Origin of the sequence: Methylobacterium sp. E-045 (assembly GCF_022829685.1) — a bacterium.
In the GTDB taxonomy this organism is placed as follows: Bacteria; Pseudomonadota; Alphaproteobacteria; order Rhizobiales; family Beijerinckiaceae; genus Methylobacterium.
This window is the reverse complement of record NZ_JAKSYE010000122.1, coordinates 144,749-167,260: the sequence shown is the minus strand read 5'-3', so window position 1 is coordinate 167,260 and position 22,512 is coordinate 144,749. Positions and strand designations below refer to the sequence as shown.

At 67.2% G+C, this 22,512-nt stretch carries 18 protein-coding genes and 1 pseudogene; 6 read left to right on the top strand and 13 right to left on the bottom strand.

Annotated features, from left to right (window positions below; translation table 11 throughout):
* Nucleotides 1–44 precede the first annotated feature (44 nt).
* Complete coding sequence (locus MKK51_RS23075) at nt 45–2,171, bottom strand: molybdopterin-dependent oxidoreductase (RefSeq protein WP_243981372.1); 2,127 nt, start codon at nt 2,169–2,171, stop codon at nt 45–47.
* 207 nt (nt 2,172–2,378) lie between these two features.
* Between MKK51_RS23075 and MKK51_RS23070 the strand changes: the two genes are divergently transcribed.
* Complete coding sequence (locus MKK51_RS23070; protein ID WP_243981370.1) at nt 2,379–3,263, top strand: helix-turn-helix domain-containing protein; 885 nt, start codon at nt 2,379–2,381, stop codon at nt 3,261–3,263.
* A gap of 565 nt (nt 3,264–3,828) precedes the next feature.
* Nucleotides 3,829–4,665 carry a transporter gene (locus MKK51_RS23065; protein WP_243981368.1) on the top strand — a complete coding sequence of 279 codons (837 nt, stop codon included), beginning with the start codon at nt 3,829–3,831 and terminating at the stop codon, nt 4,663–4,665.
* A gap of 236 nt (nt 4,666–4,901) precedes the next feature.
* Here the strand turns inward: MKK51_RS23065 and MKK51_RS27455 are convergent, their stop codons facing one another.
* The 5 genes and pseudogenes from MKK51_RS27455 to MKK51_RS23050 all read right to left on the bottom strand — a co-directional run bounded on the left by MKK51_RS27455 (nt 4,902) and on the right by MKK51_RS23050 (nt 10,056).
* A complete protein-coding gene (locus tag MKK51_RS27455; protein WP_409565750.1) occupies nt 4,902–5,345 on the bottom strand; it encodes a DMT family transporter in 444 nt (147 codons plus the stop codon).
* 12 nt (nt 5,346–5,357) lie between these two features.
* A pseudogene (locus MKK51_RS27655) lies at nt 5,358–5,540 on the bottom strand (EamA family transporter); the annotation flags it as partial.
* A 27-nt stretch (nt 5,541–5,567) separates the two neighbouring features.
* Complete coding sequence (locus tag MKK51_RS27450; RefSeq protein WP_313898833.1) at nt 5,568–5,786, bottom strand: hypothetical protein; 219 nt, start codon at nt 5,784–5,786, stop codon at nt 5,568–5,570.
* Nucleotides 5,787–5,956: 170 nt separating this feature from the next.
* The gene (locus MKK51_RS23055) at nt 5,957–6,340 is read right to left on the bottom strand and encodes a flagellar biosynthesis repressor FlbT (protein WP_243981366.1); all 384 of its coding nucleotides are present in this window, start codon (nt 6,338–6,340) and stop codon (nt 5,957–5,959) included.
* Between the two features lie 92 nt (nt 6,341–6,432).
* Nucleotides 6,433–10,056 (bottom strand): flagellin, encoded by a 3,624-nt coding sequence (locus tag MKK51_RS23050; RefSeq protein WP_243981364.1) that lies wholly within the window; start codon nt 10,054–10,056, stop codon nt 6,433–6,435.
* A gap of 569 nt (nt 10,057–10,625) precedes the next feature.
* On the opposite strand from MKK51_RS23050, the gene MKK51_RS23045 reads away from it, so the two are divergent.
* Nucleotides 10,626–11,627, top strand: a complete 1,002-nt coding sequence (locus MKK51_RS23045; RefSeq protein WP_243981362.1) for a helix-turn-helix domain-containing protein — start codon at nt 10,626–10,628, stop codon at nt 11,625–11,627.
* Nucleotides 11,628–11,880: 253 nt separating this feature from the next.
* On the opposite strand, the gene MKK51_RS23040 is transcribed toward MKK51_RS23045, so the two are convergent.
* The 5 genes from MKK51_RS23040 to MKK51_RS23020 all read right to left on the bottom strand — a co-directional run bounded on the left by MKK51_RS23040 (nt 11,881) and on the right by MKK51_RS23020 (nt 17,135).
* The gene (locus tag MKK51_RS23040) at nt 11,881–12,618 is read right to left on the bottom strand and encodes a hypothetical protein (protein ID WP_243981360.1); all 738 of its coding nucleotides are present in this window, start codon (nt 12,616–12,618) and stop codon (nt 11,881–11,883) included.
* Nucleotides 12,619–12,806: 188 nt separating this feature from the next.
* Nucleotides 12,807–13,367 carry an HAD domain-containing protein gene (locus MKK51_RS23035; protein WP_243981359.1) on the bottom strand — a complete coding sequence of 187 codons (561 nt, stop codon included), beginning with the start codon at nt 13,365–13,367 and terminating at the stop codon, nt 12,807–12,809.
* A 382-nt stretch (nt 13,368–13,749) separates the two neighbouring features.
* Nucleotides 13,750–15,003: a glutamate carboxypeptidase gene (locus MKK51_RS23030; protein WP_243981357.1), complete on the bottom strand. Its 1,254-nt coding sequence runs from the start codon at nt 15,001–15,003 to the stop codon at nt 13,750–13,752.
* A gap of 166 nt (nt 15,004–15,169) precedes the next feature.
* On the bottom strand, nt 15,170–16,468 hold the full coding sequence (locus MKK51_RS23025; protein ID WP_243981349.1) for a sensor histidine kinase: 1,299 nt from the start codon (nt 16,466–16,468) through the stop codon (nt 15,170–15,172).
* Nucleotides 16,469–16,481: 13 nt separating this feature from the next.
* The gene (locus tag MKK51_RS23020; protein ID WP_243981347.1) at nt 16,482–17,135 is read right to left on the bottom strand and encodes a response regulator transcription factor; all 654 of its coding nucleotides are present in this window, start codon (nt 17,133–17,135) and stop codon (nt 16,482–16,484) included.
* 462 nt (nt 17,136–17,597) lie between these two features.
* On the opposite strand from MKK51_RS23020, the gene MKK51_RS23015 reads away from it, so the two are divergent.
* From MKK51_RS23015 to MKK51_RS23005, 3 genes are all read left to right on the top strand, one after another.
* A complete protein-coding gene (locus MKK51_RS23015; RefSeq protein ID WP_243981345.1) occupies nt 17,598–18,548 on the top strand; it encodes an antibiotic biosynthesis monooxygenase in 951 nt (316 codons plus the stop codon).
* 64 nt (nt 18,549–18,612) lie between these two features.
* Nucleotides 18,613–19,095, top strand: a complete 483-nt coding sequence (locus MKK51_RS23010; RefSeq protein ID WP_243981344.1) for a nucleoside deaminase — start codon at nt 18,613–18,615, stop codon at nt 19,093–19,095.
* Between the two features lie 168 nt (nt 19,096–19,263).
* Nucleotides 19,264–20,658 carry an FAD-binding oxidoreductase gene (locus tag MKK51_RS23005; protein ID WP_243981335.1) on the top strand — a complete coding sequence of 465 codons (1,395 nt, stop codon included), beginning with the start codon at nt 19,264–19,266 and terminating at the stop codon, nt 20,656–20,658.
* A gap of 163 nt (nt 20,659–20,821) precedes the next feature.
* On the opposite strand, the gene MKK51_RS23000 is transcribed toward MKK51_RS23005, so the two are convergent.
* Complete coding sequence (locus MKK51_RS23000; RefSeq protein ID WP_243981333.1) at nt 20,822–21,511, bottom strand: sensor histidine kinase; 690 nt, start codon at nt 21,509–21,511, stop codon at nt 20,822–20,824.
* A 40-nt stretch (nt 21,512–21,551) separates the two neighbouring features.
* Nucleotides 21,552–22,295, bottom strand: a complete 744-nt coding sequence (locus MKK51_RS22995) for a Crp/Fnr family transcriptional regulator (protein WP_243981331.1) — start codon at nt 22,293–22,295, stop codon at nt 21,552–21,554.
* Nucleotides 22,296–22,512: the final 217 nt, after the last annotated feature.

The window sequence follows — 22,512 nt, the reverse complement described above, 5'->3', positions numbered from 1 at the left end:
CGCGCCGCACCGAACCGATCGACCGCGTACGGTCTGGAGGGCCGTCAGGCGGCGGCCACGTCCACGAGCATGTCCGAGAAGGTCGGGGCATGGCCGAGATCGGCGAAGGCCGTCGGCGTCAGGGCGTGGACGGTGGGGCCGCGCTGGTTGGAGCGCTGCCAGAAGCCCGCGGGGGCGACGACGACGCCGCGCATCACGTCGGCCGAGAGGGTGGCGAAGGCCTCGAAGGCGCCCCGCTCGTTGAATACGCGGATCGGCGTTCCGGCCACGATGCCGCGCGGCCCGGCATCCTCCGGGTGCAGCAGCACCGCCTGCTGCTCGCCCGCCTGCGCCACCTGGGCCGGCAGGTTGCCGTAGTTCGAGTTCAGGAAGGCGTGGCTTTTCGGCGAGATCAGGCTGAGGGGGAAGCGCTCGGCCAGGGCGGGCGCGGTGCGAAGGCTCTCGTTCGGGGGCAGGTAATGCGGCAGCGGATCGACCGGCTCGCCGGACTGGTCGCCGCCGTAGCCCTGGCGGAACAGCGGCACGACGAAGTTGCCGCCGGCGGCCAGGCTCGACTTGAACTCGCACTTGCCCGACGCGGTCGGGAAGTTGCCGTCGCGATGGGGCGCCCAGGAATCGGCCGCGTCCATGGTCAGGCGCATGTAGCCCTTCTGCTTCAGCTCATCGAGGGTGATCCCGGCCAGCACCGGGCTCGACCAGTCCATCGACTCCGCGATCATCGTGTCGTCCGAGCGGAAGAAGAACGGATCGTCGATGTCCATGGCCTTGGCGAGCCGGCGGAACAGCTCGGTGTTCGGCACCGCCTCGCCGAGGGGGGCGATGGCCGGGTTGTTGTAGGACAGGTAGAGGTGCCCCCAGGAGAACATGATGTCCGCCTGTTCGAGCTGGGTCGTGGCCGGCAGCACGATGTCGGCGTAGCGCGCGGTGTCGGTGAGGAAATGCTCGCTCACCACCGTGAACAGGTCCTCTCGCGCCAGCCCGCGCTCGATGGTCTGCTGCTGCGAGACCATCGCCATCGGATTGGCGTTGTAGACGAACAGCGCCCGGATCGGCGGGTCGAGGGGCATCTCGCCGGTGAGAGCCGGGCCGAGCTTCCAGGAATTGATGACCCGCATCGATTCCGACTGGAGATCCGGCCGCATCAGGCCGGCCCAGTTCACCGGGAAGGCCCAGATCGGCAGCTGGAGCAGGCCGCCGCCGACATGCGTCCAGGCGCCGATCAGCGCCGGAAGGCAGGCGATCGCCCGGACGGTCTGGCCGCCGCCCGCATGGCGCTCCACCGCCACGCCGATCCGCACCACCGCCGGGGGCGTCGTGGCGTATTCGCGGGCCAGCTTGAGGATGTCCTCCACGGGGATGCCGGTCTCGGCCGAGGCGAATTCCGGGGTGTAGGCCTCGCACCGCTCGGCGAGCTCGTCGAAGCCGATCGTGTGCCGGTCGATGTAGTCGCGGTCGGTGAGCCCTTCCTTGATGATGATGTGCATCATCGCCAGCGCCAGGGCGCCATCGGTGCCGGGGCGGATCGGGATGTGCCAGTCGGCGAGCCGCGCCGTGCGGGTGCGGACCGGATCGATCACCACGAGCTTGGCGCCGTTGCGCTTGGCCTGTTCGATGAACGGCCAGTGGTGCGAGTTGGTGCTGAGCGTGTTGCAGGCCCACAGGATGATGTACTTCGAGTGGACGAAGCTCTCGGGATCAACGCCCGGCGTATGGCCGATCGTCATCATGTAGGCGGTGCAGGAGCCGGAATCGCAGAAGGTGCGTTCGCAGACGGTGGCGCCGAGCTTGTTGAACAGCGGGTCGCCGACATTGAGGCCGTTGATGATGCCCTGGGTGCCGAGATAGCTGTAGGGCAGGATCGCCCGTGGCCCGCTCTCGGCGATGATCGCCTTCCAGCGCCCGGCGATCGTGTCCAGCGCCTCGTCCCAGCCGATCCGCGCGAACTGGCCGCTGCCCTTCGGGCCGACCCGCTTCATCGGATAGAGCACGCGCTGGTCGCTGTAGACCCGGTTCTGGTAATCGTTGACCTTCACGCACAGGCGCCCCTTGGTGAAGGGGTGGTCCGGGTTGCCCCGCACCGCGATCGCCTTGCCGTCCTCCACCGTCGTGAGGATCGAACAGGTATCGGGGCAATCGTGCGGGCATGCGCCGATGACGACTTCGCGGGCCATATCCACTCTCCGGCTGACCAGTTCTTGAACAGGAGAAGAACTTGCCAACAATCGAGGCGCAGGGCTTTATCGTGACCTGCGCCATCGTATTCCCTGACTGCGGTCCTCGGCCCGCCGGAACGGGCGGCTTTTCCAGATCTCGGCCTCCATGGCGCAGGATATGCATCAGTTGGAGCCATTCCAAAGGCTGACGCGAGAGAGGGGGCCATGCTGGGCCATTCGGTCGACAAGTACGTGACAGGCCGGCTGCTCGACACGTCCAATGGACTGTGCTGGTCGCATCTGCACGCCGAGCGCTGGAGCCACATGCCCGGCGAGCTCCCGTCCCTCACTCCGCGCGATACCGAAATCGCCATCCTGCTGCGGGGCCGGACTTTCGTCGAACGGGTCGGTGACGGCCGGCGTCAAAAGACTCACGGCCATCGTGGCACGGTCTGGCTCTGCCCGGCCGGAATCGAGGAAGAATACATCAACATCTCCGACCCGATGTCGGACTGCCTGCATATTTTCCTGCCACATCAGCCGTTCGAGGAGACGATGCTGCGGGATCTCGATATCGATCCGGCCCGTTTCGAATTGCGCTACGACGTGATCCCGCAGGATCCCTTCATCGAATACGTTGCCGGCCGCGTCTTGGAGGAAATGGAGCACGAGACCGCCGCCGGACGGCTTCTCGTCGAATCGCTGGGGATCGCGCTGGCGGCGCATCTCGTCCATCGCTACTCGGCCGCCAACCTCCAGCGCCGGGAGAGCGTCGACAAGCCACTGGATCGCCGACGGCTGGAACGCGTGGAGGGCTATATCACCGCGCATCTCTTCGAGGATTTCGCGGTCGCCGATCTCGCGTCAGCCGCCTGCATGAGCGTGGCCCATTTCACCCGCAGTTTCCGCGCGGCGACGGGACGTACCCCATACGAGTATGTGAGCGGGCGCAGGCTCGAACGCGCCAAGCTCCGGCTCGTGACGGAGGAGACCCAGATCTCCGAGATCGCGGCGGCGACCGGCTTTTCGTCCCAAGCGAATTTCACGCGCGCCTTCCGCAAGGCGATGGGCGTGACCCCAGCCCAGATGCGGGCCTCCGCGCAGAAATAGTCCCTGCTGTTCGCGCCGACGAGGCGTCCGCAGCCTTCCGTAATCGATCCGGTCCGTCGGAGGGCGAGACAGAGGTCTGCCCGCGCGACTGCGCGGCGGCGGTCGTCCGCCGGACCTCACTGACCCTGACCTATGGGTCAGAGTCAGTGAGACTTGGTATAACGTCACGAATCCTGACCCGTGACCTGATGAAGGTCGGATTCCGTTTCCCACGTCGCCGCGTCGCTCTTCGTCCATGCTTGCCGTAGAGCGGGCGGGGCCGGGCCTCATACGAGGCAGGCCGCCCGGCGCTCAGGGCCACGATGCGGAACCATGCGTTCCCGTCGCCTTGCCATGCTCTCGGATCGCTCGAGACGATCGGATCCGTTCCAACGGCTTCTTCACGACGGCACTGCCGCCTTCAGCAGGAATCGAACAACGAAAGATGGTTGCGGATAAAGACCGCAGGCGGAAAATCCGGATGCTGACCCTGAAGAAAAACCCCGACATTTGATCTGGGGACGAGGGGTCTCTCATGACATCAAAATTTGGTCTGAGCCTGATTTCGGCTGCGCTATTCACATGCATGAGCTTGAGCGCCGAGGCGCTTGAGGTGAATGCCGGAGACTACGAACAGTTTCCATCCGGTGCGACGATCGGATTGCTGTATTATCAGCACGGCCACGGAGACGAAGCCTACGTGCGCGGGAACAAGACGACATCCGACGCGAAGTTGGACACGAATGTCGGCATCATCCGCCTCCTGCACGTCTATGAAATCGCTCCAGGCGTGACGGTCGATCCGCAATTCCTCCTTCCGGTGGGGGGGATCTCGACCGGCGGCGTGTTGGCGCCCCTCGGATCGCCGGGCGGCGTGGGCGACATCATCCTGGCGGCCCCGTTCAAGTTCAAGCTCGACACCGAATTCCACGACGTCTTCGCCATCACCCCCTATCTCATCGCCCCGACGGGGACTTACGACGAGAATAAGCCGCTGAATTTTGGAACCAATCGCTGGCAGGGTGTCATTCAGGCGGCCTACGTCAAGCACTTCAATCCGGTTTGGTCCCTCGACCTGGTCGGCGATGTTGCCTTCTACTCGGACAACACCCGCTACAACTCCGGCGGCATAGGGCGGCTCTCGCAAGATCCGCAATTCGAACTGCTGGCCTATCTGCGCTACAAGATCGATCCTGCTTTGGAAGTCGCGGGCGGCCTCGGCGGCAAGATCGGCGGCAACCAGTCCTTCGAGCAGGTCTCGCTCCGAAATTCCCAGGGAACCACGTATGGCCGCCTCGCGGTCGCCTACTTCGCCGAGCCGACCTTCCAGATTCAGGCCATGATCGGACGGGATCTTACCGTCGAGAACGGAACGAGGCAGGCGACCTTCGTCCAGCTCCGACTGGCCAAGATTTTTCCGTAGAGGATCAACCATAGGTTCGCGGTCGATATCGACCGGCACGTCGGGTTCGGCCGTGCCGGTGCGCTTCTCCGCGAGGCTGCGCAGGGGCATCGTCTCGTTGGTCATCGGGGGGGCTGTCGTCGCAACCCGACCCTCCCCGGCCGTCGCCGATGACCGCCTCTCAGCGACACCACGGCCTGGGACACGACCGTCCGCCACCCCGAACGGGGCGCGGAGGGTCGTGTTCGGTCCCGCCGTCACGACGATCTCCTTCCAGCCAGAAGCGCGCCCCCGACGATCAGGAGCGCTGCGACCGCGAGATATCCGGTTGCGTGTGTCTGGCCCGTCGCGACCAGAAGTGCGGTGGATAGGAGTGGTGCGAGATAGGACAGCGCGCCCAGCAGCGGCACGTTGCCGTGCTTGATCGCATGATCCCAGGCGAGGAAAGCAAGGCCCGTCGGGCCGATTCCGAGCAGGACCACGGCCAGCCACTGGCGGGCATCCGGCCACACCGTCGTCTCGAACACCCCGTGGGCCACGAGGCCGGCGACCGCGACCGCGCCGCACACGCCGACGAGCATGTCGCTGGGGACGTGCGCGAAACGGCGATTGAGGACGGAGTAGCCGGACCAGACGAGCGCGCAGCCGAAGGCCGCGACATAGCCCGCCCCCGAGTAACCTCCGTCCGGCTGGCAATCCATGAAAATGGCTGCCGTCCCCGCCAATCCGAGGACCGCGCCGCCGAGATGATGCGGCCGCAATGGAGCGCCACCTGGCGCCATCGCCGCGAACAGCACGATGAACAGCGGCCACAGATAGGCGATCAGGCTCGCCCGTGCCGGCGCGATGCTCGCCAGCGCGACGAAGTAGAGCGCATGGTAGAGGAAGATCGCCGCGAAAGCCGTAACCCACGGCGCTGCCGGCTAGCGCAATCGCGCGAGCGAACGGCGCCCTTGCGCAGCCAGCACGATCGTGCCGGGCATGGAAGCGACCCCGAACGTGAGGGCGAGCAGCTCAAAGGGCGGGATCCCCCGCGCGGTCACGGTCAGCAGGGCAAGGCCGGCCCAGAACAGGATGGCCGCCAGGCCGACCAGCGTCGCCCTGAAGGCACGCTTCTGCGCGCGCTCGTCCAATGTCGTCATCTCCATGGGCATCATGGCGACCACGACAGCCCGAATCGGCACTCGTCCGATGCGATGCGATGGGGGAAACGGGAGGCGGCCTCCCGAGGCCGATCTCCTCGGTCACTGCGGATTTGGGGGACTTCGGAGCCGGCGCCGATGCTGCCGGCCGCGCGGCGCCCGTGTCGATCTCAGGCGGCCTCGGCGAGGCTCCGCTCCGCGGCCACGAGGGCGCGGCCCAGCTTGATCGCCCCGTGGTGGTGGCGGTCCGCGATCGCGTCGTGGATCGCCAGAAGGTGGGGAGCGAGCGCCGGGCTCGCCCGCATGATCTCGGTGGCCTGGCGGGCGAAGAGGTCTTCGGCTTCGGCCGGGTCGTCGGCGAGGTACAGCATCTGCAGGGTGACGCAGAGCACCTTCGCGGGCGTGTCGGCCTCGCTCTCCTTGATGACCTCGGATTCGCGCAGGAACTTGCAGTGGGTCTCGATGAGGAAGTCGGAGCGCCGCGAACCGTTGCGGATGAGCGCGCCGTTGATGAGGAGGCCCTCGTAGGGCTTGAGGTCGAGGCGCAGGGCCATGGCGGTGCATCCCTTCTGGAAACGGACCTGGATCGATGATCGAATGGGGCGGGGACCGGCCCTGACGGCCGGTCCCCGCGAGGCGCGCGCGTTTAGCGGAGGAGCTGGAGGATGCCCTGCTGGGCCTGGTTGGCCAGCGAGAGGGCCGAGGTGGCGATGGAGTTGCGGGTCGACAGGGCCTGCGAGTTGGCGGCTTCCTCGTTGAGGTCCGCGTTCACGAGGTTGGCCGAGCCGGTGTCGAGGATGTTGATCAGGTTCTTCGAGAAGTCCTGACGGTTCTGCACCACCGAGAGGTTGGCACCGAAGGTCGAGGACTGGGTCCGCAGCTGGGTGGTGGCGGAGTTCAGCTTCTCGATGGCCGCGGTGATGTCGGTGTCCGACTGGAACCCGCCGTCGACGGCGTCGAGGCCGAGGCCGGCGGCGTCGAACTTCACGCCCTGGATGTCCAGCGCCGAGGTGTTCTTCTCGTTGAAGGAGATGTGCAGGGTGTTGTCGGCGGCGCTGTTGCCGTTGCGGAACAGCAGGTTGACGCCGTTATAGCCGGAATCCTGAGCCTGCTGGGTGATCTGCTGCAGGATCTGGTTGTACTGCGTGGCGAGAGCCGAGCGCACCGAGCTGGTGCCCTTGCTGCCGCCCACATCCGTACCCGACGCCGTCTGGGAGGTCGCGCCGGAGCCGGAGACGCCGAAGCCGATATCGATGCCCGTCGAACCGCCGGTCGTGACCTGGGCCGCCTGGATGGTCAGCTTCTGGTCGGAGCCGGAGGACTTCGTGGCGATGACGAGCTTGTTGTTGACGTAGCTCGCCTCGACCTTTCCGGCCAGACCGGTATCGGCGTTGATCTGGTCGTTGATGGCCTTGGCAATGGCGGTCTGGTTGGTGGCGGTGCCCGAGCCCAGGTTGGAGTTGTTCAGGGTGATCAGCTTGAGCGGGCCGCTGCCGAGCTTCAGGGTGAAGGACGCGTCCTTCGTGCCGCTGAAATCCTTGGTGGCGGTCTGCTCGGTACCGACGATGGAGGCCTTGGACGAGCCGTCCGTCGCCTCGGTGCCGGAGGCGGTGACGCCGGCGGCGGCCTTGCCTCCGCCCGCGGCGGGGGTGCTGCTGGCGGTGGTGGTGGTGCCGAGGCCGAGGCCGGCGGTGTCGCTGGTCGCGGTCAGGGTCGGGGCGGCGGCGCCGGTACCGACGGCGTTCGACTTCACCTGGAGCTTATCGCCCACGAAGGAGACGGTGGCCTTGACGCCGCCCGTGTCGAGCTGGACCTGGATGGCTTCGGCGACCTTGGCCTGCGTGGCCGCGTTGCCGATGGCGTTGCCGTCCTTGTCGAGGCTGGTGGACGAGATCGAGACGTTCTTGCTGGTGGTGCCGTCGCTGATGGTGAAGGCGCTGGACTTGCCGCCCGACAGGTCGATGGACCCGGCCGGGACGCCGGTCGCGGTCTGCGCCGGATTGGTCGTGCCCGCCGCGCCGATGCTGAGGCCGGCCGCATCCGTGCCCGGCGTCAGGGTGACGGTGCCGCTCGTGCCGACGCCCTTCGAGGTGAATTCCAGCTTGTTGTTGTTGTAGGCGGCAGTGACGTTGACGCCCTGCGCGTCGAGCTGACGCTGGATCGCCTCGACGACCTTGGACTGCGCGACGTTGGTGGTGCCGAGCTGGGTGCCGCTCTTGTCGAGGCTCGCCGAGCTGATCGAGATATTGGCGGTCGTGGTTCCGTCACCGACCGTGAAGGTGTCGGCGGTCGAGGTGAGGGTCAGGTTCGCGGCCGCAGCCGTACCACCGGCGACGACCTTCGCGGCGGTGCTGGCGGACGGCGTGGTCGCGGCGTTGGTGGCCGTCAGCGTGTTGGCGGTGCCGAGGCCGAGGCCGATCGTGTCGGAGGCCGTGCCGGTCTTGATCGTCGGCGCGGCGGTAACATCGTCCGCTCCAACGAACGTCAGTTTGTTCGATGTCTTGTCGATGAAGGCCGAGTACTTTGATCCGGCGAGCTGGTTGTTGATCGCCTCGACAAGGGATTGCTGGTTCGGATTGGTGCCGATCGCCGTGCCCGAAGCGTCGAGCTTCGACGCATCGATCGTCACAGCCTTATCGGTTGTGCCGTCGGTGATCGTGAAAGTTGCGGATTTGCCATTGGTCAGATCCGTATTGGTGGCGACGACGCCGGCCGCCAGCTTAGAAGGCGTGCTGAACAGACCAAGCTGATCGGTGAGGTTGTTGCCGGAGGTGGTGACGACCGGATCTGCGCCCGCACCGTTTGCGGCATTCGCGAATTTGAATCCGGCCGCCGCGGTGACGGCAATATCCGATCCGCCAGCCTTCAATTGGCGCTGGATCGCCTCTGCGATCTTCGCTTTGGTGACGCCCGAGGTTCCAAGAGCGGTGCCGTTGGCGTCAAGCGAATCCTTGTTGATCGTGACCTTGATGGTCTTGTTGGCGACGTTGTCCTGAACGGTGAAGGTCGTGTTCTGGCCGGCGCCGAGATCGACGGTCGCTGGGGCTGCGGTGGTGAAGGTCACGTCACCGATGCTGTTGGCCGCACCGGGAGTGGTCGTCTGTGCGGCGACCGTACCGGCAGTCCCCGTCGTGGAAGTCGTCGCCGCTGCACTCGCGACCGGCGTGCTCGCGGTGAAGGTGCTGAAGCCGATGCCGGCCGCGCCGTTGCCGCCCGTGGTGTCGATGCCGCCGATCACGGAGATCTGCGCGTCGGGGCCGACATCGGCCGACTTGAACACGAGGCTGTTGGTGTTGGACAGTTCGACCGTCGCGGTCGAGCCGCTATCCTTGAGCTGCTTGTTGATCGCCTTGGCGACATCGGCCCGCGAGGCCGAGGCGCCCAGCGTGCCGCCGAGATCGTCGGTGGCCGAGTTCTTGTCGAGCTTGACCTGGACCGAGGTGTTGCCGTCGCTCACCACCAGGGAGGCGCTGCCGGTGGAGAAATCCGTGGCGAGGGCCAGGGCGGTATTGGCGGTGACGGTGGCGGAGGTCGGCGTGGTGGTGGACTTGCCGTAGCCGATGTCGATGGTGGAGTTGGCCGAACCCGCGACGTTCAGGCTGGCGGCCGCGCCCGTGGTCGTGGTCGAGAAGGTGATGCGGCCGTCGGGGCTGGTGCTGGCCGAGACCTTGCCGGCGAGCGCGCTGTTGTTGGCGATCTGGCCGTTGATGGCGGTGAGGAGCTGGTCCGACGTGATCTTCGAGAGGTCGGTGCCGGACGAGGCCAGGGTGGTCGAATCGATGCGGATGGTCGACTTGGTGCCGCCCAGGGTGATCTCGAGGGAGGCGTCCTTGGTCGGGCCGTTGAAGTCGAAGGTGGTCTCGCCGGTGGCGCCGGTGGTGCCGAGGGAGGCCAGGGTCGAGGTGCCCGTCACCTTGGCGGCCTGCGCCGTCGCGCCGCCGGTGATGCCGCTGCTGCCGCCGGTCTTGTCGGCGAGGGCCTGACTGGCCGTGGACTTGGCGGTCTCGAGGAGCTTGGTGATCGAGGTGATGCCCTGGCTCGCCGCCTGGATCGCCTGGACGCCGTTGGAGATGCCGTCGAGCAGCGAGCTGATGTCGCTCGAGCGCGCCGACAGGCTCTGCGCCGTGAAGAAGTTCGTCGGGTTGTCCAGCGCCGAGTTCACCTTCTTGCCGGTGGAGAGGCGGCTCTGGGTGGTCGAGAGCAGGCTCGCCGTGTCCTGGAGCGAGAGCAGGTTTTGCCGCGTTGCGGCTGTGAGGGTGACGCTGGACATCGGGCGGATCCTGTTGATCGAGATATCGCCCTGTTGGCGACGCCCCAGACAGGGGTGGATCCGCTTATCGACATCTTAATGCACATCTCAACTGTGCTTGCATTAGGGGGCGATGCGTCTCATCTAAGGTGCATATTGTCTCAAAGTATATTTGTGTAACTCTGTGTCTCAAACATAGTCGTTTTTGTCTCATAGTCGAGCCCCCGGCGCGTCGGGCCGGCTTGCCTTGGCGGCCCTCTCGTTTCAGATGAGCATGGCGGCAGGCTTTACTTCCCTCGGCCGATGATACTGGTCATCGCAGGGAGGAGGCATTGTAATTCAAGGTTCCGTCGATTAAACGTTCATTAACGGTCTATCGTGCTCTGATTAATCCGCTCATGAACGCTTAAGTAGTCGAGTGCTGCGGCGTTTTTGAAAGAATAAATCGGCGCGACCGATTGTATATCGTATGTTGATCGACGATGATCTCAATAATCCATTCGCCGTGGGATGAGCATTCTGGAATAGATCGGGATCGGTACGTCTTGGTGCCGTCCATGGGACGTCGCTGCATTGAAGGCCGCTGATCCGTGCCGGGCATTCTCTGCGACCGCTTCGTCGCTCCCACCGATCCGGCACTGCTGGCTCAGTCCTGGTGCCGTCATCTCGCGCCGGTCTTCGAGGCCGAGCTCGCGTCGGATGCCGACCTGGCCGCCCCGATCGCCCTGACCACGTATCATTTCGGGGAAGCCCTGATCGGATCCGTGACCGCGCCGGCCCAGCGCCTGGAGCGCTCGGCCCGGACCATCGCCCGGCAGGGCGTCGACCACATCCTGATCCAGTTCTACACCGCCGGCCAAGGCCGGGTCGGCGCCGCCCGGCGCGAGACGGAGGTCAAGGCCTCGCAGCTCGTGGTCTTCGACCTCGCGCAGCCGATCGTCAGCGAGGCCGGGCCGGTCTCGGCCACCAACGTGATGCTCCCGCGCAAGCTGCTCGGCGACCAGATCACCACCATCGAGAACCTGCACGGGCAAGCCCTCGATTACCGCTCGGCCCCCGTGCGGAACCTGTCCTACACCTACCTGTCCGGCCTCGTGGCCAGCGCCACCGCCGCCGAGTCGCACCAGCTGCGCTACCTGTCGAGCGCGGCGGCCGATCTCTGCGCGGCCTGTTTCCAGCCCGACGCGAACCAGGCGCCGGCCCTCGACCGGCTCAACAAGGTCGCCATCTGCCAGTTCATCGAGCAGGAACTGGCCTCGGAATCCCTCGGGATCGACGCGCTGATCATCCGGTTCGGGCTCTCGCGGGCCACCCTCTACCGGCTCTTCGAGGAGGAGGACGGGGTCGCCAGCCACATCCGCGAGCGGCGTCTGCTGCGGGCGATGAAGCTCCTCGGCGCGGAGGGCGGGCGCCCGCGCATCTCGTCGGTCGCCTACGCCACGGGCTTCTCCGACGAGAAGACGTTCAGCCGCGCCTTTCGCAGACGCTTCGGATTCCTTCCGAGCGAGGCCTTGGCGGAGTGGCCGGTCGCGCCTTATGGCCAGGACAACGCCCCGGTGCTGCTCGGCTGGATGCGGAGCCTGAGCGCCTGAGCGCCGCGCGGGGTCGACCGATCCGCCGCCGGTGAGATCGGCCGGCCCCCGGATCGGAGGGGGATGCCCCCGGCATCGGGCCGTCCATGCGCGGGTCCTCCAACCGAGGGGCCACGCGCATCGGTCGCCTTCGGCACCGACGAGCAGCGTCGAATGCCGGGCTCACGGGATGGAAACGTCCTCGGTGTCCTGGGTCGGCCGTCCGATGCACCTGCCGATGCACCCGGTCCGCTCCGGGGAGCCGCCCCTGCGATCAGGCGGGGACGGGGGCTCTGCCGGCAGGGTTGCCCGCCGGCCGACGCAGGATATCCATGAACCGGCTCCACCCGCGGGAAAGCGGTGAGCGCCACAGGCCGTATCCGTCGTCGCACAGGGGATCGTTCACCACGGGGCTGCCGTCGCCGCCGACGAGAACGTTGCCGATATTCGGGTCGAGCTCCTGCGGCGACACGGCCCTCAGTCTGGCGACATAGGCCTCGTATCCAGGCCACGCCGCCCTGAAGGCCTCGCGGATACCGTCGTAGCTCGCATGATCGATTCGGGGTTCGTGCGCCGGCCATTCGGCCTTGAATCGGTTGCGCACGCCCTCGTCCATCGCGACGCCCGGATGGTCCGCGATGACGGCGTGGGCGTAAGCCAGCCACCAGGCGTCGCGCGCGGGATCGCTCAGCCGCGACCCCACGGTCATCAGCGCGCCGCAGCGGCTGACATGCATGTCATGGATCCGCGGCGCATGCGGTCCATCCGATCCCGTGAACCCTGCGCGAAGCAGGGCCGCATAGTCGCCGAACCCATCGGCCCTGCGCGCGAAGCGCACGACGACCTCCGGGTGATCCGGGTGCGCGTGGACGGTGCCGTGGTACCCGAAACCGATCTCGGACCAGCCTGTGGCCAGGAGCGTGGCATACGCCCCATCGGCCGACCGTTCGACGATGCCCAGGGCGGCAAGGGACGGAGCGGACGTCTTGTCCCGTGTTCTGAACCCGAACATCGCAGCCACTCCTTCCTGCCACTCGGCGATCCGACGCGACGCGCCCCCGGCCACCGCACGGGTGCGGTTGGCGAGGATGGGCCGGACGGGCAGGTCCGGCGAAGGTCGAGGTGACCCTGTCGATGTCGGGGGCAGCGTGACGCGCCTGTCACTCCACTGTCATGGAATGACCCGAGCCTCCGGAAAGTTCAATCCCTACGGAAGCGTAAATCGTCCGTGGCGGGCGGTGCGCCATTCCGACCCGTCGTCCGGCGGGCCTCATCCATCCCGGCCAGCAGTCTCCGGGCCAGGACCCCATCCGCTTCGCTCAGGCCGAACTCCGCCGCCGGTCGGACGTGCCGACCGGCGTGGGCGGGGCCAACCTCGACATCGTCGAGGACGAGGTAGTCCGTGATGCGGTTGCGGGTCGCGTGCTCGGTGATCTCGTCGCCGCGCCCGGCGCGCTCGGCGGGAAGCATCCCGCCTGTCTCGGCATCGCGGCTCGTCGGCAGGATGGCGGTCCGCCAGTCGGGGTGGAAGCAGGCCTCGGGAAGGCCGGCTTCGATCAGGGTCGGACGGCAATCGTCGATGCGCCACGTCGACGACACGACCACCCGCGCGTCGAACTCTCTCACCAGGCCGGCGACGAGGGCGACCTGGGCCGGGTCGAGCCTGTCCTTGCCGACCCGCCGCTGATAGCCCACCGTCGTCACGACGCCGTCCACATCGAGGTAGACCGTCAACGGTGTCGCCCCTCCACGCTCGTTCAAGAGGCCAACCTCGTCTGGTGCAGCACGCGTGCAACCGCCGCGGACGCGTACAATGCGGCGCTGCACCCGTCCAGCGTTCCGACGGCGAACCGCGCGATCCGACGGCGACGACCCTGCCGCCGAGCCTGGCTGTCCGGGGGGCGGTGGCGAGGCTCGGCAAGTGCTCGGCAAGTGCTCGGCAAGTGTTTGCGGGTCGCGGGCGGCCTTCCGCCGGAACTCGCGGCGCGCCAGCCTGCCGCCCGATGTCCCCGGCCTCGGCAGGTTCGCACGGGCAAGTCGACGCTTCACCTCGCCGAGGCCTTCGATGCGTCGCAGGGGTCCATCGCGGAACCGGAGCCACGTCTCGCCAAGCCTACTCGGGACGACGCCCCGGCCTTGGCGATCAACGGCCCGAATCCTGCGCCGCCTCCATCACGAGGCGGGTCGCGAGGTAGAGCCGCGGCGTGATGCTGGCGAGGACCGCGAACTCCTCGGCGCTGTGATAGTGGCCGCCGACGATGCCGAGCGACTCGAGGATGGCGGGTTTCGCCGGGCTGTCGGGCTGGAAGGCGTAGCCCGCATCGGTGCCGCCGCCGATTTCGGCCAGGGCGAGGTCCGCGCCCAACTCGGCATAGATCGCCTTCGCGCGGTCGCCGAGCGACGTCGATGCCGGGTTGCGCGGCAGCGGCGGACGGCCTCTGGCGAGATCGAAGCTCACCTGCGTGTCGGGAACGCGATGCGTACCGACGATCCTGCGGGCCTCGGTCAGGATGCGGTCGTACTCGCCCGCCACGAAGTAGCGCATGTCGCCCTCCGCCTTGGCGGTCTCGGGGATGATGTTCGGCTTGGTTCCCCCCTGGATCATGGTCCAATGCAGGCTGGTCCCCTTGCCCGGGTCGCCGAGGTCCTGCAGTTGGAGGATCTGGTGGGCGAGTTCGACCACCGCGTTGCGGCCGGCCTCCGGCGCACCCCCGGCATGGGACGCGCGTCCCTTCACCGTCAGGCTCGCGTAGTTGATGCCCTTGGTGGCCACCGTGACGGCGTCGACGCCGGCCTCGGCGAACGAAGGCTCGAAGGACAGGACCACGTCCTGACCGCGGGCGATCCTGGCGATCTCGTCGCGCGATCCGCGCGAGCCGCGCTCCTCGTCGGGGTTGAACACCACCGTGAGGGTGCCGTAGCCGTCGAACCGCAACGCCTCCAGCGCACCGAGGACATGCAGGATCATCGCGACGCCGCCCTTGGCATCGGCGACCCCCGGTCCGTAGGCGCGGCCGTCGCGCTCGGTATAGGGGCGCCTGGCCGCGTCGCCCGTGCCGAACACGGTGTCGTAGTGCACCAGCAGCAGGATGTTGCGCGTGCCCTTGCCGGATCGCGTGCCGATCAGGGTGTTGCCGCCGAAGGCGGGGGCGGCCCGGGTCTCGACCGCAAGGCCCAGCGCTTCGAGGCGCGCCGTCAGAACCGCTTCGACCTTGGAAAGGCCTGGCACGTCGCCGGTGCCCGTATCGACGTCGACGAGCCCCTTCAGGGTCTCGCGATAGGGGCCGTTCTGGGCCTCGGCCACCGCCAGCACGGCCTTGTCCGGAGCGGACAGGGCGGGAAGCGGCGCCAGGGCCGCGAGCAGCGTGAGGGCGAGCGAGGCGGCGATCGTGCGCATGGAGATCCTGTTCGTCGGCGGCCGACGCGGCGCGGCACGTCCGCCGCCCGCGCCGGGGCCGCCTTCCCCGGAGGTCGCGTATCAATGCTCGCAAAACCCTGACGCATCAATTCGACGGGCAGGACCGATCCGCTCGCCCGCGACGGGGAGCCGGGCATCGGCCGCTCTACGTCTCGGTCCCGCCCGCGGACAGCGTCACCACGAAGACCGCGCCCCCCTGCGGCGCAGGTTCGCACCGCACCGCGGCACCCATGCGGTCGGCGAGGGTCGCGACGATGAACAGTCCCATGCCCGTGCTCGGCGCTCCTTCGGACCGCGCGCCCGCGGCCTGATGGAACTTCTTGAACAGGAGATCGTACCCGGCCGGATCGATGCCCGGCCCGCGATCCCGCACCTCGATCGCCACGGACCCGTCATCCCGGGCGGCGCCGATCGTCAGGATGCCGCCCGTCGGACTGAACCGGACGCCGTTGCTGAGGAGATTGTCGAGGATCTGCGAGAGGGCGCCCGCGTCGAGGGTGGCGATCAACGGCCGGTCCGGCAGATCCACCGCGATCCGGACGTCGGCGGATTGGGCGAGCGGCTGGATCCGGTCGACGGCGGCCAGCACATGCCGGCGCACATCCTCATGGGCGAGGCGCGCGAGGGGCCGGTGCTCGGCGGCGTGCGCATCGAGCAGGCGCGTGGCGAGACCCAGCATCGCGTCGATGCTCGCCTTCGCCTCCCGCAGGACCGCGAGCGGCAGCTCCGGCTCCCGCGGCGCCCGCCGGACGGCGAGGTCGAACAGGTTGCGCAGGCCGTAGAGGGGACTGCGCAGGTCATGCGCGGTGATCGCCATGAGGGTGTCGAGCTCGCTGTTCCTTGCGGTCAGCCGATCGTTCTGGAGACGGATGGTGCGCTTCTGCTCGTAGTCGCTGCGCCGTCCGGCATGGATCAGGGCCGCGGCGACGACGGCGATGACCGAGACGATCGCCGCATTGACGATGGCGATGACCTGCTCGGCGGGGAACGTCGCCGTGGCGAGCACGATCCAGCAATAGGTGAGCAGCAGCGGGATCAAGGTCACCGCGAAGGCGAGGGGCGGCAGCACGAACAGCAGGGTCAGCGACAGCAGCATCATGGGATATCCGCTGGTCAGCCGCCCCTTGGCGCCCATGGCTGCGATCGCCCATTGGGTATCGAGCAGGGTCAGAACCAGAAAGACCGCGACGAAGCCGCGCCGGCGCCATGGTCCGCCGCCGCGCCGCAATGCCAGCGAGGCGAGGAGGAAGGCGAGCGCCAGCGCGATTTCCACGACGATCTGAACGGTCCTGAGTCCTGTGGCGAACTCGATCGCCTTGGTGAACAGCCCCAGCATGCAGGCGATCTCCACCCGTCGGATATTGACGAGGGTCAGCACCTCTCCGAACGTCATGCCGGCCTGTTCGGCGGGGGTCACGTCCCAGCGTGCCAGCCAGCTTTTCATGAGGGACTGTCCTTCATGACGGATCGAGACGCCCCGCGACGTGATCCGCCGCATGGCGCTCGAGCATCCTCACGCTGTCCAGGCCGAGCTTGATCTTCAGGCGCTCCCGATAGGTGCCGACCGTCTTCACGCTCAATCCCAGTTCCTTGGCCAGCGATTGCAGCGTCGCACCGCTGCCGATCAGCCGCAGAACCTGGAGTTCGCGGCCGGACAGGTCGCCGATCTCCGTCCGACGGTCGCGCCGCCGCGCGAGATCGCCCATCAACAGCTGCTGCACCGGCTCGCTGACATGGATGGCGCCCGCCATCACCCGGTCGAGGGCCACGGCGACGGTTTCGAGGGGCTCGGATTTCGCCACATAGCCATGCGCGCCGGCATAGATCACATGCGGCCCCCAGACGGTCTCGTCGCGGCTGGAATAGACGATGATCCGGGCCGCCGGCAGCATGGCGCGCAGATCCTCGATCAGCGCGAGGCCGTCGCCGTCGCCCATGATCAGATCGGTGATGATGACGTCGGGCTGGAGCCGCTCGGCCTCGATGCAGGCCGCCTGCGCCGAGCGGGCTTCCCCGCACACGTCGAAACGGCCGTCGCCACGCAGCAGCAGCTTCAGGCCCGCCAGCACGATCGGGTGGTCATCGACGATCAGCAGTCGAAAGAAGGACATGTCTACCCCGAGCGAGCCGGCCAACCGGGGTGAGTGTCCCCCGGAATCCCTGCCGCCACCGTAGGTCATCGACCTACAGCAGACCCTGGCCGATGCCCATCGCCCGCGATCATGAACAGCGCGCCCCTGAACAGTGATCGAGCCGCGCAGGACGCCCGGACAAGGCGACATTGATTGCAGACCGGCCGTTTACCATCCGGGCGATCAGGCTCGTCGCGTCGATAAATCAGAACCGACGAGGCGTAGTCCGTTTACGGTCGTCGGTATAGCTGGCGATGTGCCTTCTAAAGAGGCGTGAGGATCGAACTCTTGTAGGTCATCGACCTACAGGGCGGCGTCACGGATCACGTATTCTGCAAGCCTGCCAGCGGAAGGGCGTCGTCGACGATGTACGAACCGGGTGCCATCGAGATCCCGAATGCGGGCGAAGCTCCGGGCTCCCGCCGGGATTCGTCAGGTTCGATGCAAGTCGGGGCGATGCAGGTCGGGGCGACGAAAGCCGTCGCGACGAAGCTCACCGTGCCGCCCGGCATGGAGGCGCGCTTCGCCGCGTGGCAGGCCGAGTTCACGCGGGTCGTCTCGGCCGCTCACGACTTCGTCAGCCTGGAGATCATCCCCGCCTTCTCCGGCTCGTCCGACTGGCAGATCATCCAGCGGTTCCGTTCGCCCGAAGCGCTGACCCGATGGATCGAGGACGAGGCGCGCTCCGCCCTCCTCGCCGACCTCTCGGCCCCGGAGGGCGACGGCAAGACGTCCCGCGTCGACGAGGCGGCACCGGATTACCATTCCACGACCACCGTCACGGAGGTCATCACGACGATCGTGAAGGCGGGACAGGAGGAGGCTTTCCGGCGCTGGGCCGAGCGCATCCAGCAGGTCCAGGCCCGCTTTCCCGGATACATGGGCACCCTCGTCCAGGCGCCCCTGTCGTCGGACGTCCCGTACTGGACCACGCTGGTGCGCTTCGAAGGCCCGGCCTTCCTCGATGCCTGGCTGCAATCGGCGGAGAGGAAGGCCATCCTGGCCGAGGCGACGCCTCAGGTGTCGACCTGGCAGAGCCACCGGATGAGCAACCCGTTCGCCGGGTGGTTCGCCAACGAACAGCGTCTCGCTCCGCCGCCGGCCTGGAAGCAGACCTGCCTCGTCCTGCTCGTCCTGTTTCCCGTCGTCATGCTGGAAATCCGCTTCCTCAGTCCCCTGCTGAACGGGTTGCCCCTGGCCGTGTCCACCTTCATCGGCAATGCGATCAGCGTCTCGCTGGTGTCGTGGCCTCTGATGGCGGTCGCGATCCTCGGCCTGGGCTGGTGGCTGAGGCCGGATCCGCAGAAGCGCTGGCGCACGGAGGTGCTGGGTCTGACGGCTCTGGCGGCCTTGTACGCCGTCGAGCTGTTCGTGTTCTCTCGCGTCATGTGACCACAGCTCGCCAACCATGACAGCGAACGCTGATCATCATCATCATCATCGAGGAAGACTGGAAATGGCTCACGACCACACTGATTTCATGGCTCGGGCGATCGCCCTGTCCGAGAAGACCTCCCTGGTCGAGAGTGCCGGCGGCGTGTTCGGATGCGTGATCGTTCAGGATGGCGAGATCATCGCCGAGGGCGCCAATCGCGTCGTCGCCGAGAACGATCCGACCTGGCACGGTGAGATCGAGGCCATTCGCAAGGCCTGCAAGTCACAAGGGACGTTCAAGCTTCGCGACGCGACGCTCTATACCAGCGCCGAGCCCTGCCCGATGTGTATGGCGGCCGCCTATTGGGCCGGCATCAAGCGGGTCTATTATGCGGCCCAGGTGGAAGACGCGCTGGAATACGGCGGGTTCGACGACAGCATGATCTATGCCGAGCTCAAGAAGGACGTCGCCGAGCGGTCCATTCCCACCACGCAGATCATGCGCACGGAAGCCGTCGAGGTCTGGAAGAAATACGCCCAGAAGGCGGACCGGGTCCCTTACTGAAACGGCGGCTCGGGTCTCGCCGTGAACCGATCACCGCCCGGGCGGTTCTCGCCCGGGCGGCCTCTTCCTCTCAGGTGGCCGACAAGGCCCCGCTTCGCCCTCGTGCTCCGAGCGAGACCAGGCCGTGGCCGGGACGTGTCGTGAGCCGCTCCCGGACTGCGTGACGCCATGAACATCGATGGTCTGAGGGCGGCCTGCAAAGGCGAGGTTCTCACTGCGGAGGATGCGCGGTTTCTCGAGGCGATCCACGGGAATCTCTGGAACAGACTGATCCCAGACCGTGCGCCGCTGGCCGTCGTGACGGCCTTGGACGAGGATGACGTCGTCGCGGCCGTGCGGTTCGCCCGCGCCAGCGGGCTGAAGGTCGTCGTGCGCGGAGGCGGCCATAACTGGTGCCAGCCGACCCTGCGCCATGGCGGGATCCTGGTCGATCTCGCGAATTTCTCCGGGATCGTCTCCATCGATGCCGACAACCGCAGGGCGATCATCCAGCCGATCGTCAGCAACCGCGACATCCAGAAGGCCCTCAATCCCCTCGGGCTGGCCTTCCCCACCGGCCATTGCCCGCAGGTGAAAGCCAGCGGCTATCTGCTTGGTGGCGGCATGGCCTGGAACCCCACCGTCTGGGGATCCGGAGCGGAGAGCGTCGAGGCCATCGAGCTCGTCACCGCCCAGGGCGAGCGGATCACGGCGAGCGCGACGCAGAACACGGATTTCTTCTGGGCCGCCCGAGGGGCGGGGTCCGGATTCTTCGGTATCGTGACGAAGTACCATCTGAAGCTTCATCCGCTGCCGAAAGCCATGCATGGCAGCACCTCCTACTATCGCCTCGCGGACGCCCCGGCGATCGGGACGTGGCTCGGCAGGTTAGCCCCCGGCATCTCCCCCGCGGTCGAGTTGAGCCTGTTCATCGTGCAGGCTCCGCCGGAGCTGAGAGGGCAGGTCGCCGCCGAGAACGGCTGGCTCTGCATGGTGACGGCGACGGTGTTCGAGGACACGCCGGACGGGGCGAAGACCGCCCTGCAGGCTCTGGAATCCCCTCCGATCGCGCCGATGTCGTCGTCCTTCGCGACGCCGCTCACGTTCGAGGAGCTCTTCGATGCGTCGGGATCCTTCTGGCCGGAGGGCGCCCGCTCCCGTGTGGAAGCGACCTATTCCGATCACAGTCCGGGGGAACTGGTCCGGGCCGTCCTGCCCCTCCTGCCCGATGCGCCGTCGGCGACCTCCGTCTTCCTGCTGACCATCTTCTGCGGCCCGGATGTCCCGGCCGCGCAGAAGGACATGGCCTATTCCGTGTCCGCCAAGGTCTACGGCGGCCCATGGACCATGTGGTGGAAGGCCGAGGACGACGACCTCAACACCGAGTGGCATCGCCGGATCACGACGACGTTACGCCCCTATAATACGGGGTACTATATCGGCGAGACGAATACGGTCGAGCAGCCCACGAACGTCCCGCAGGCCTTCACGGCCGAGAAATGGGAACGGCTTTGCGCCCTGAGGAGACGGCACGACCCGGAAGGCGTGTTCTTCGCCTACGATGACGGATTCGTCGAGGGATGACGCCTGGTCCTCGAGACGTCCCGGGTCCTGACGACAAGGCCCTCCCCTGGAGAAGGCTTTAGCCGCGCGCGTTTTCGCGGAGCCGGCATCCACGTCGGTGCAGAGCGCTCCAGCGCACCGTCGCGCGATCTGCAGAACGGGTGACCGCTCTCGCGAAACCCGTTTAACCACGGCCGTCCTGTGGCCGGAGGGGCGGCGGCGGGGCACCGGTCCCGCCGTGCAATGTCCGGCTGGTGAGGGGCAGCGTCAGGCGATAGTGCAAGCCGTCGGGCGCAAAGGCGAGGGTCGTCGCGGCGCTCAGGCTGTACGCCAGCATCTCCTCCAGCACGACCGTGCCGAATCCCCTGCGCCGAGACGCGTCCTCGTCCAGGGGCACGCCGCCCTCCACCCAGTCGAAGACGAGGTGGGGGCCGCCGTCCCGTTCGTCGATCCGCCACGTCACCGCCAGGCGGCCCGTCGGCGTGGCCAGGGCTCCGAACTTGAGGGCGTTCGTCGTGAGTTCGTGCAGGGCGAGCGCGAGGGGCTCGGCGGCCCGCAGATGCAGCCTCAGATCCGGTCCGTCCACATGCGTGCGTTCCTCCTGGTAGGCGAGCGCGCTCGTGAGTTCGTCGGTGACGAGGCGGTCGAGATCGACCCCGGCCGAGGGGTTCTGGATGATGACGTTCTGGACCCGTGCCATGGCGGCCAGCCGCCCGTCGAGATGCGCGGTGTAGTCCTCCAGGCTCTCGCTGAATTCCGCCGAGCGCCGCGCGATCAACCGCATCGTGGCCAGCGTGTTGCGCACCCGGTGCTGCAGCTCGGCCAGCAGCACCACCTGTTCCTCGGCGCCCGTCGGGTCGGATCCCATCGTCATCGCAAGTCCACGGCGTGCTGGAGGGAGAACCGGTTCGGCATCACACCGGTCCGTCGGCATCGAAGAGACGCCCTTCGTGGTCGAGGTGAAGGTAGTTCGGGTTGAACAGCGATGCCCGTTGCAGGGCATCGAAGTCGGGAATGGTCAGGCGCCCGCCCTTGAGCCCGATCAGGCCGGCACGCCGCAGTTCCTGGAGGGTACGGTTGATGTGCACGTTCGAGAGACCGAGGGCATCCGCCAGTTCCACCTGCGTCAGGGGGAAGTCGCAGGTGGCGCCATCCGTCAGGCCGACCCCGCGCAAACGCAGGAACACTTCGCAGAAGAGGTGGCCGAGACGCTCCAGGGCGGTGCGTTGGCCCAGGTTGACCGTCCATTCGCGCTGAACCGCCACCGTCACCAGGGTGTCCCACCACAACGCCTTCGTCACCCGCCCATGGTCGTCGGCCATCCGCTCCAGCGTGGCGCGCGAGATCTCAGCCAGCCTGACGGGGGTGAGGGCCACGATGGAATGGTCCATCTCGCGCAGGATGTAGACATGGCTGTCGCAGAGGTCGCCGGGGACGAAGAAGGCGATGATCTGGCGCCGGCCATCGTCGAGCTGCTTGTAGCGGCACGCCCAGCCGTCCAGGATCAGGTTGACGTGATGAGGATCGTCGCCCTCGCTGATGATGTCGGAGTGCTTCGCAACGGTCCGCCGCTGGCCGGCCGCGTTTTCCAGGGCCTGCCGGTCGCTGCGCGAGAGCTTCGTGAACTGCTCGAGCTTGCGGATGAAGTAGTGCGGCATACCGTCTCTTCGCACACATGGCGCGCATGGGGAATTGCCGTGGCACGGTCATTCACCTGCCTGAAGTGTTGATCGTCGCCGGCTAATCTCGGGCGATGGAGGAGGGATAGCTCGGAGGGGCCGGCGCCCGCCGTCGCGAGGCGTGCCGGTCGCCGCCTCCCCGTCCCGGGCTTCACTCCCGGTGCGTCTCCCGGCGGCGAATGCGAGCGGGCGGGCA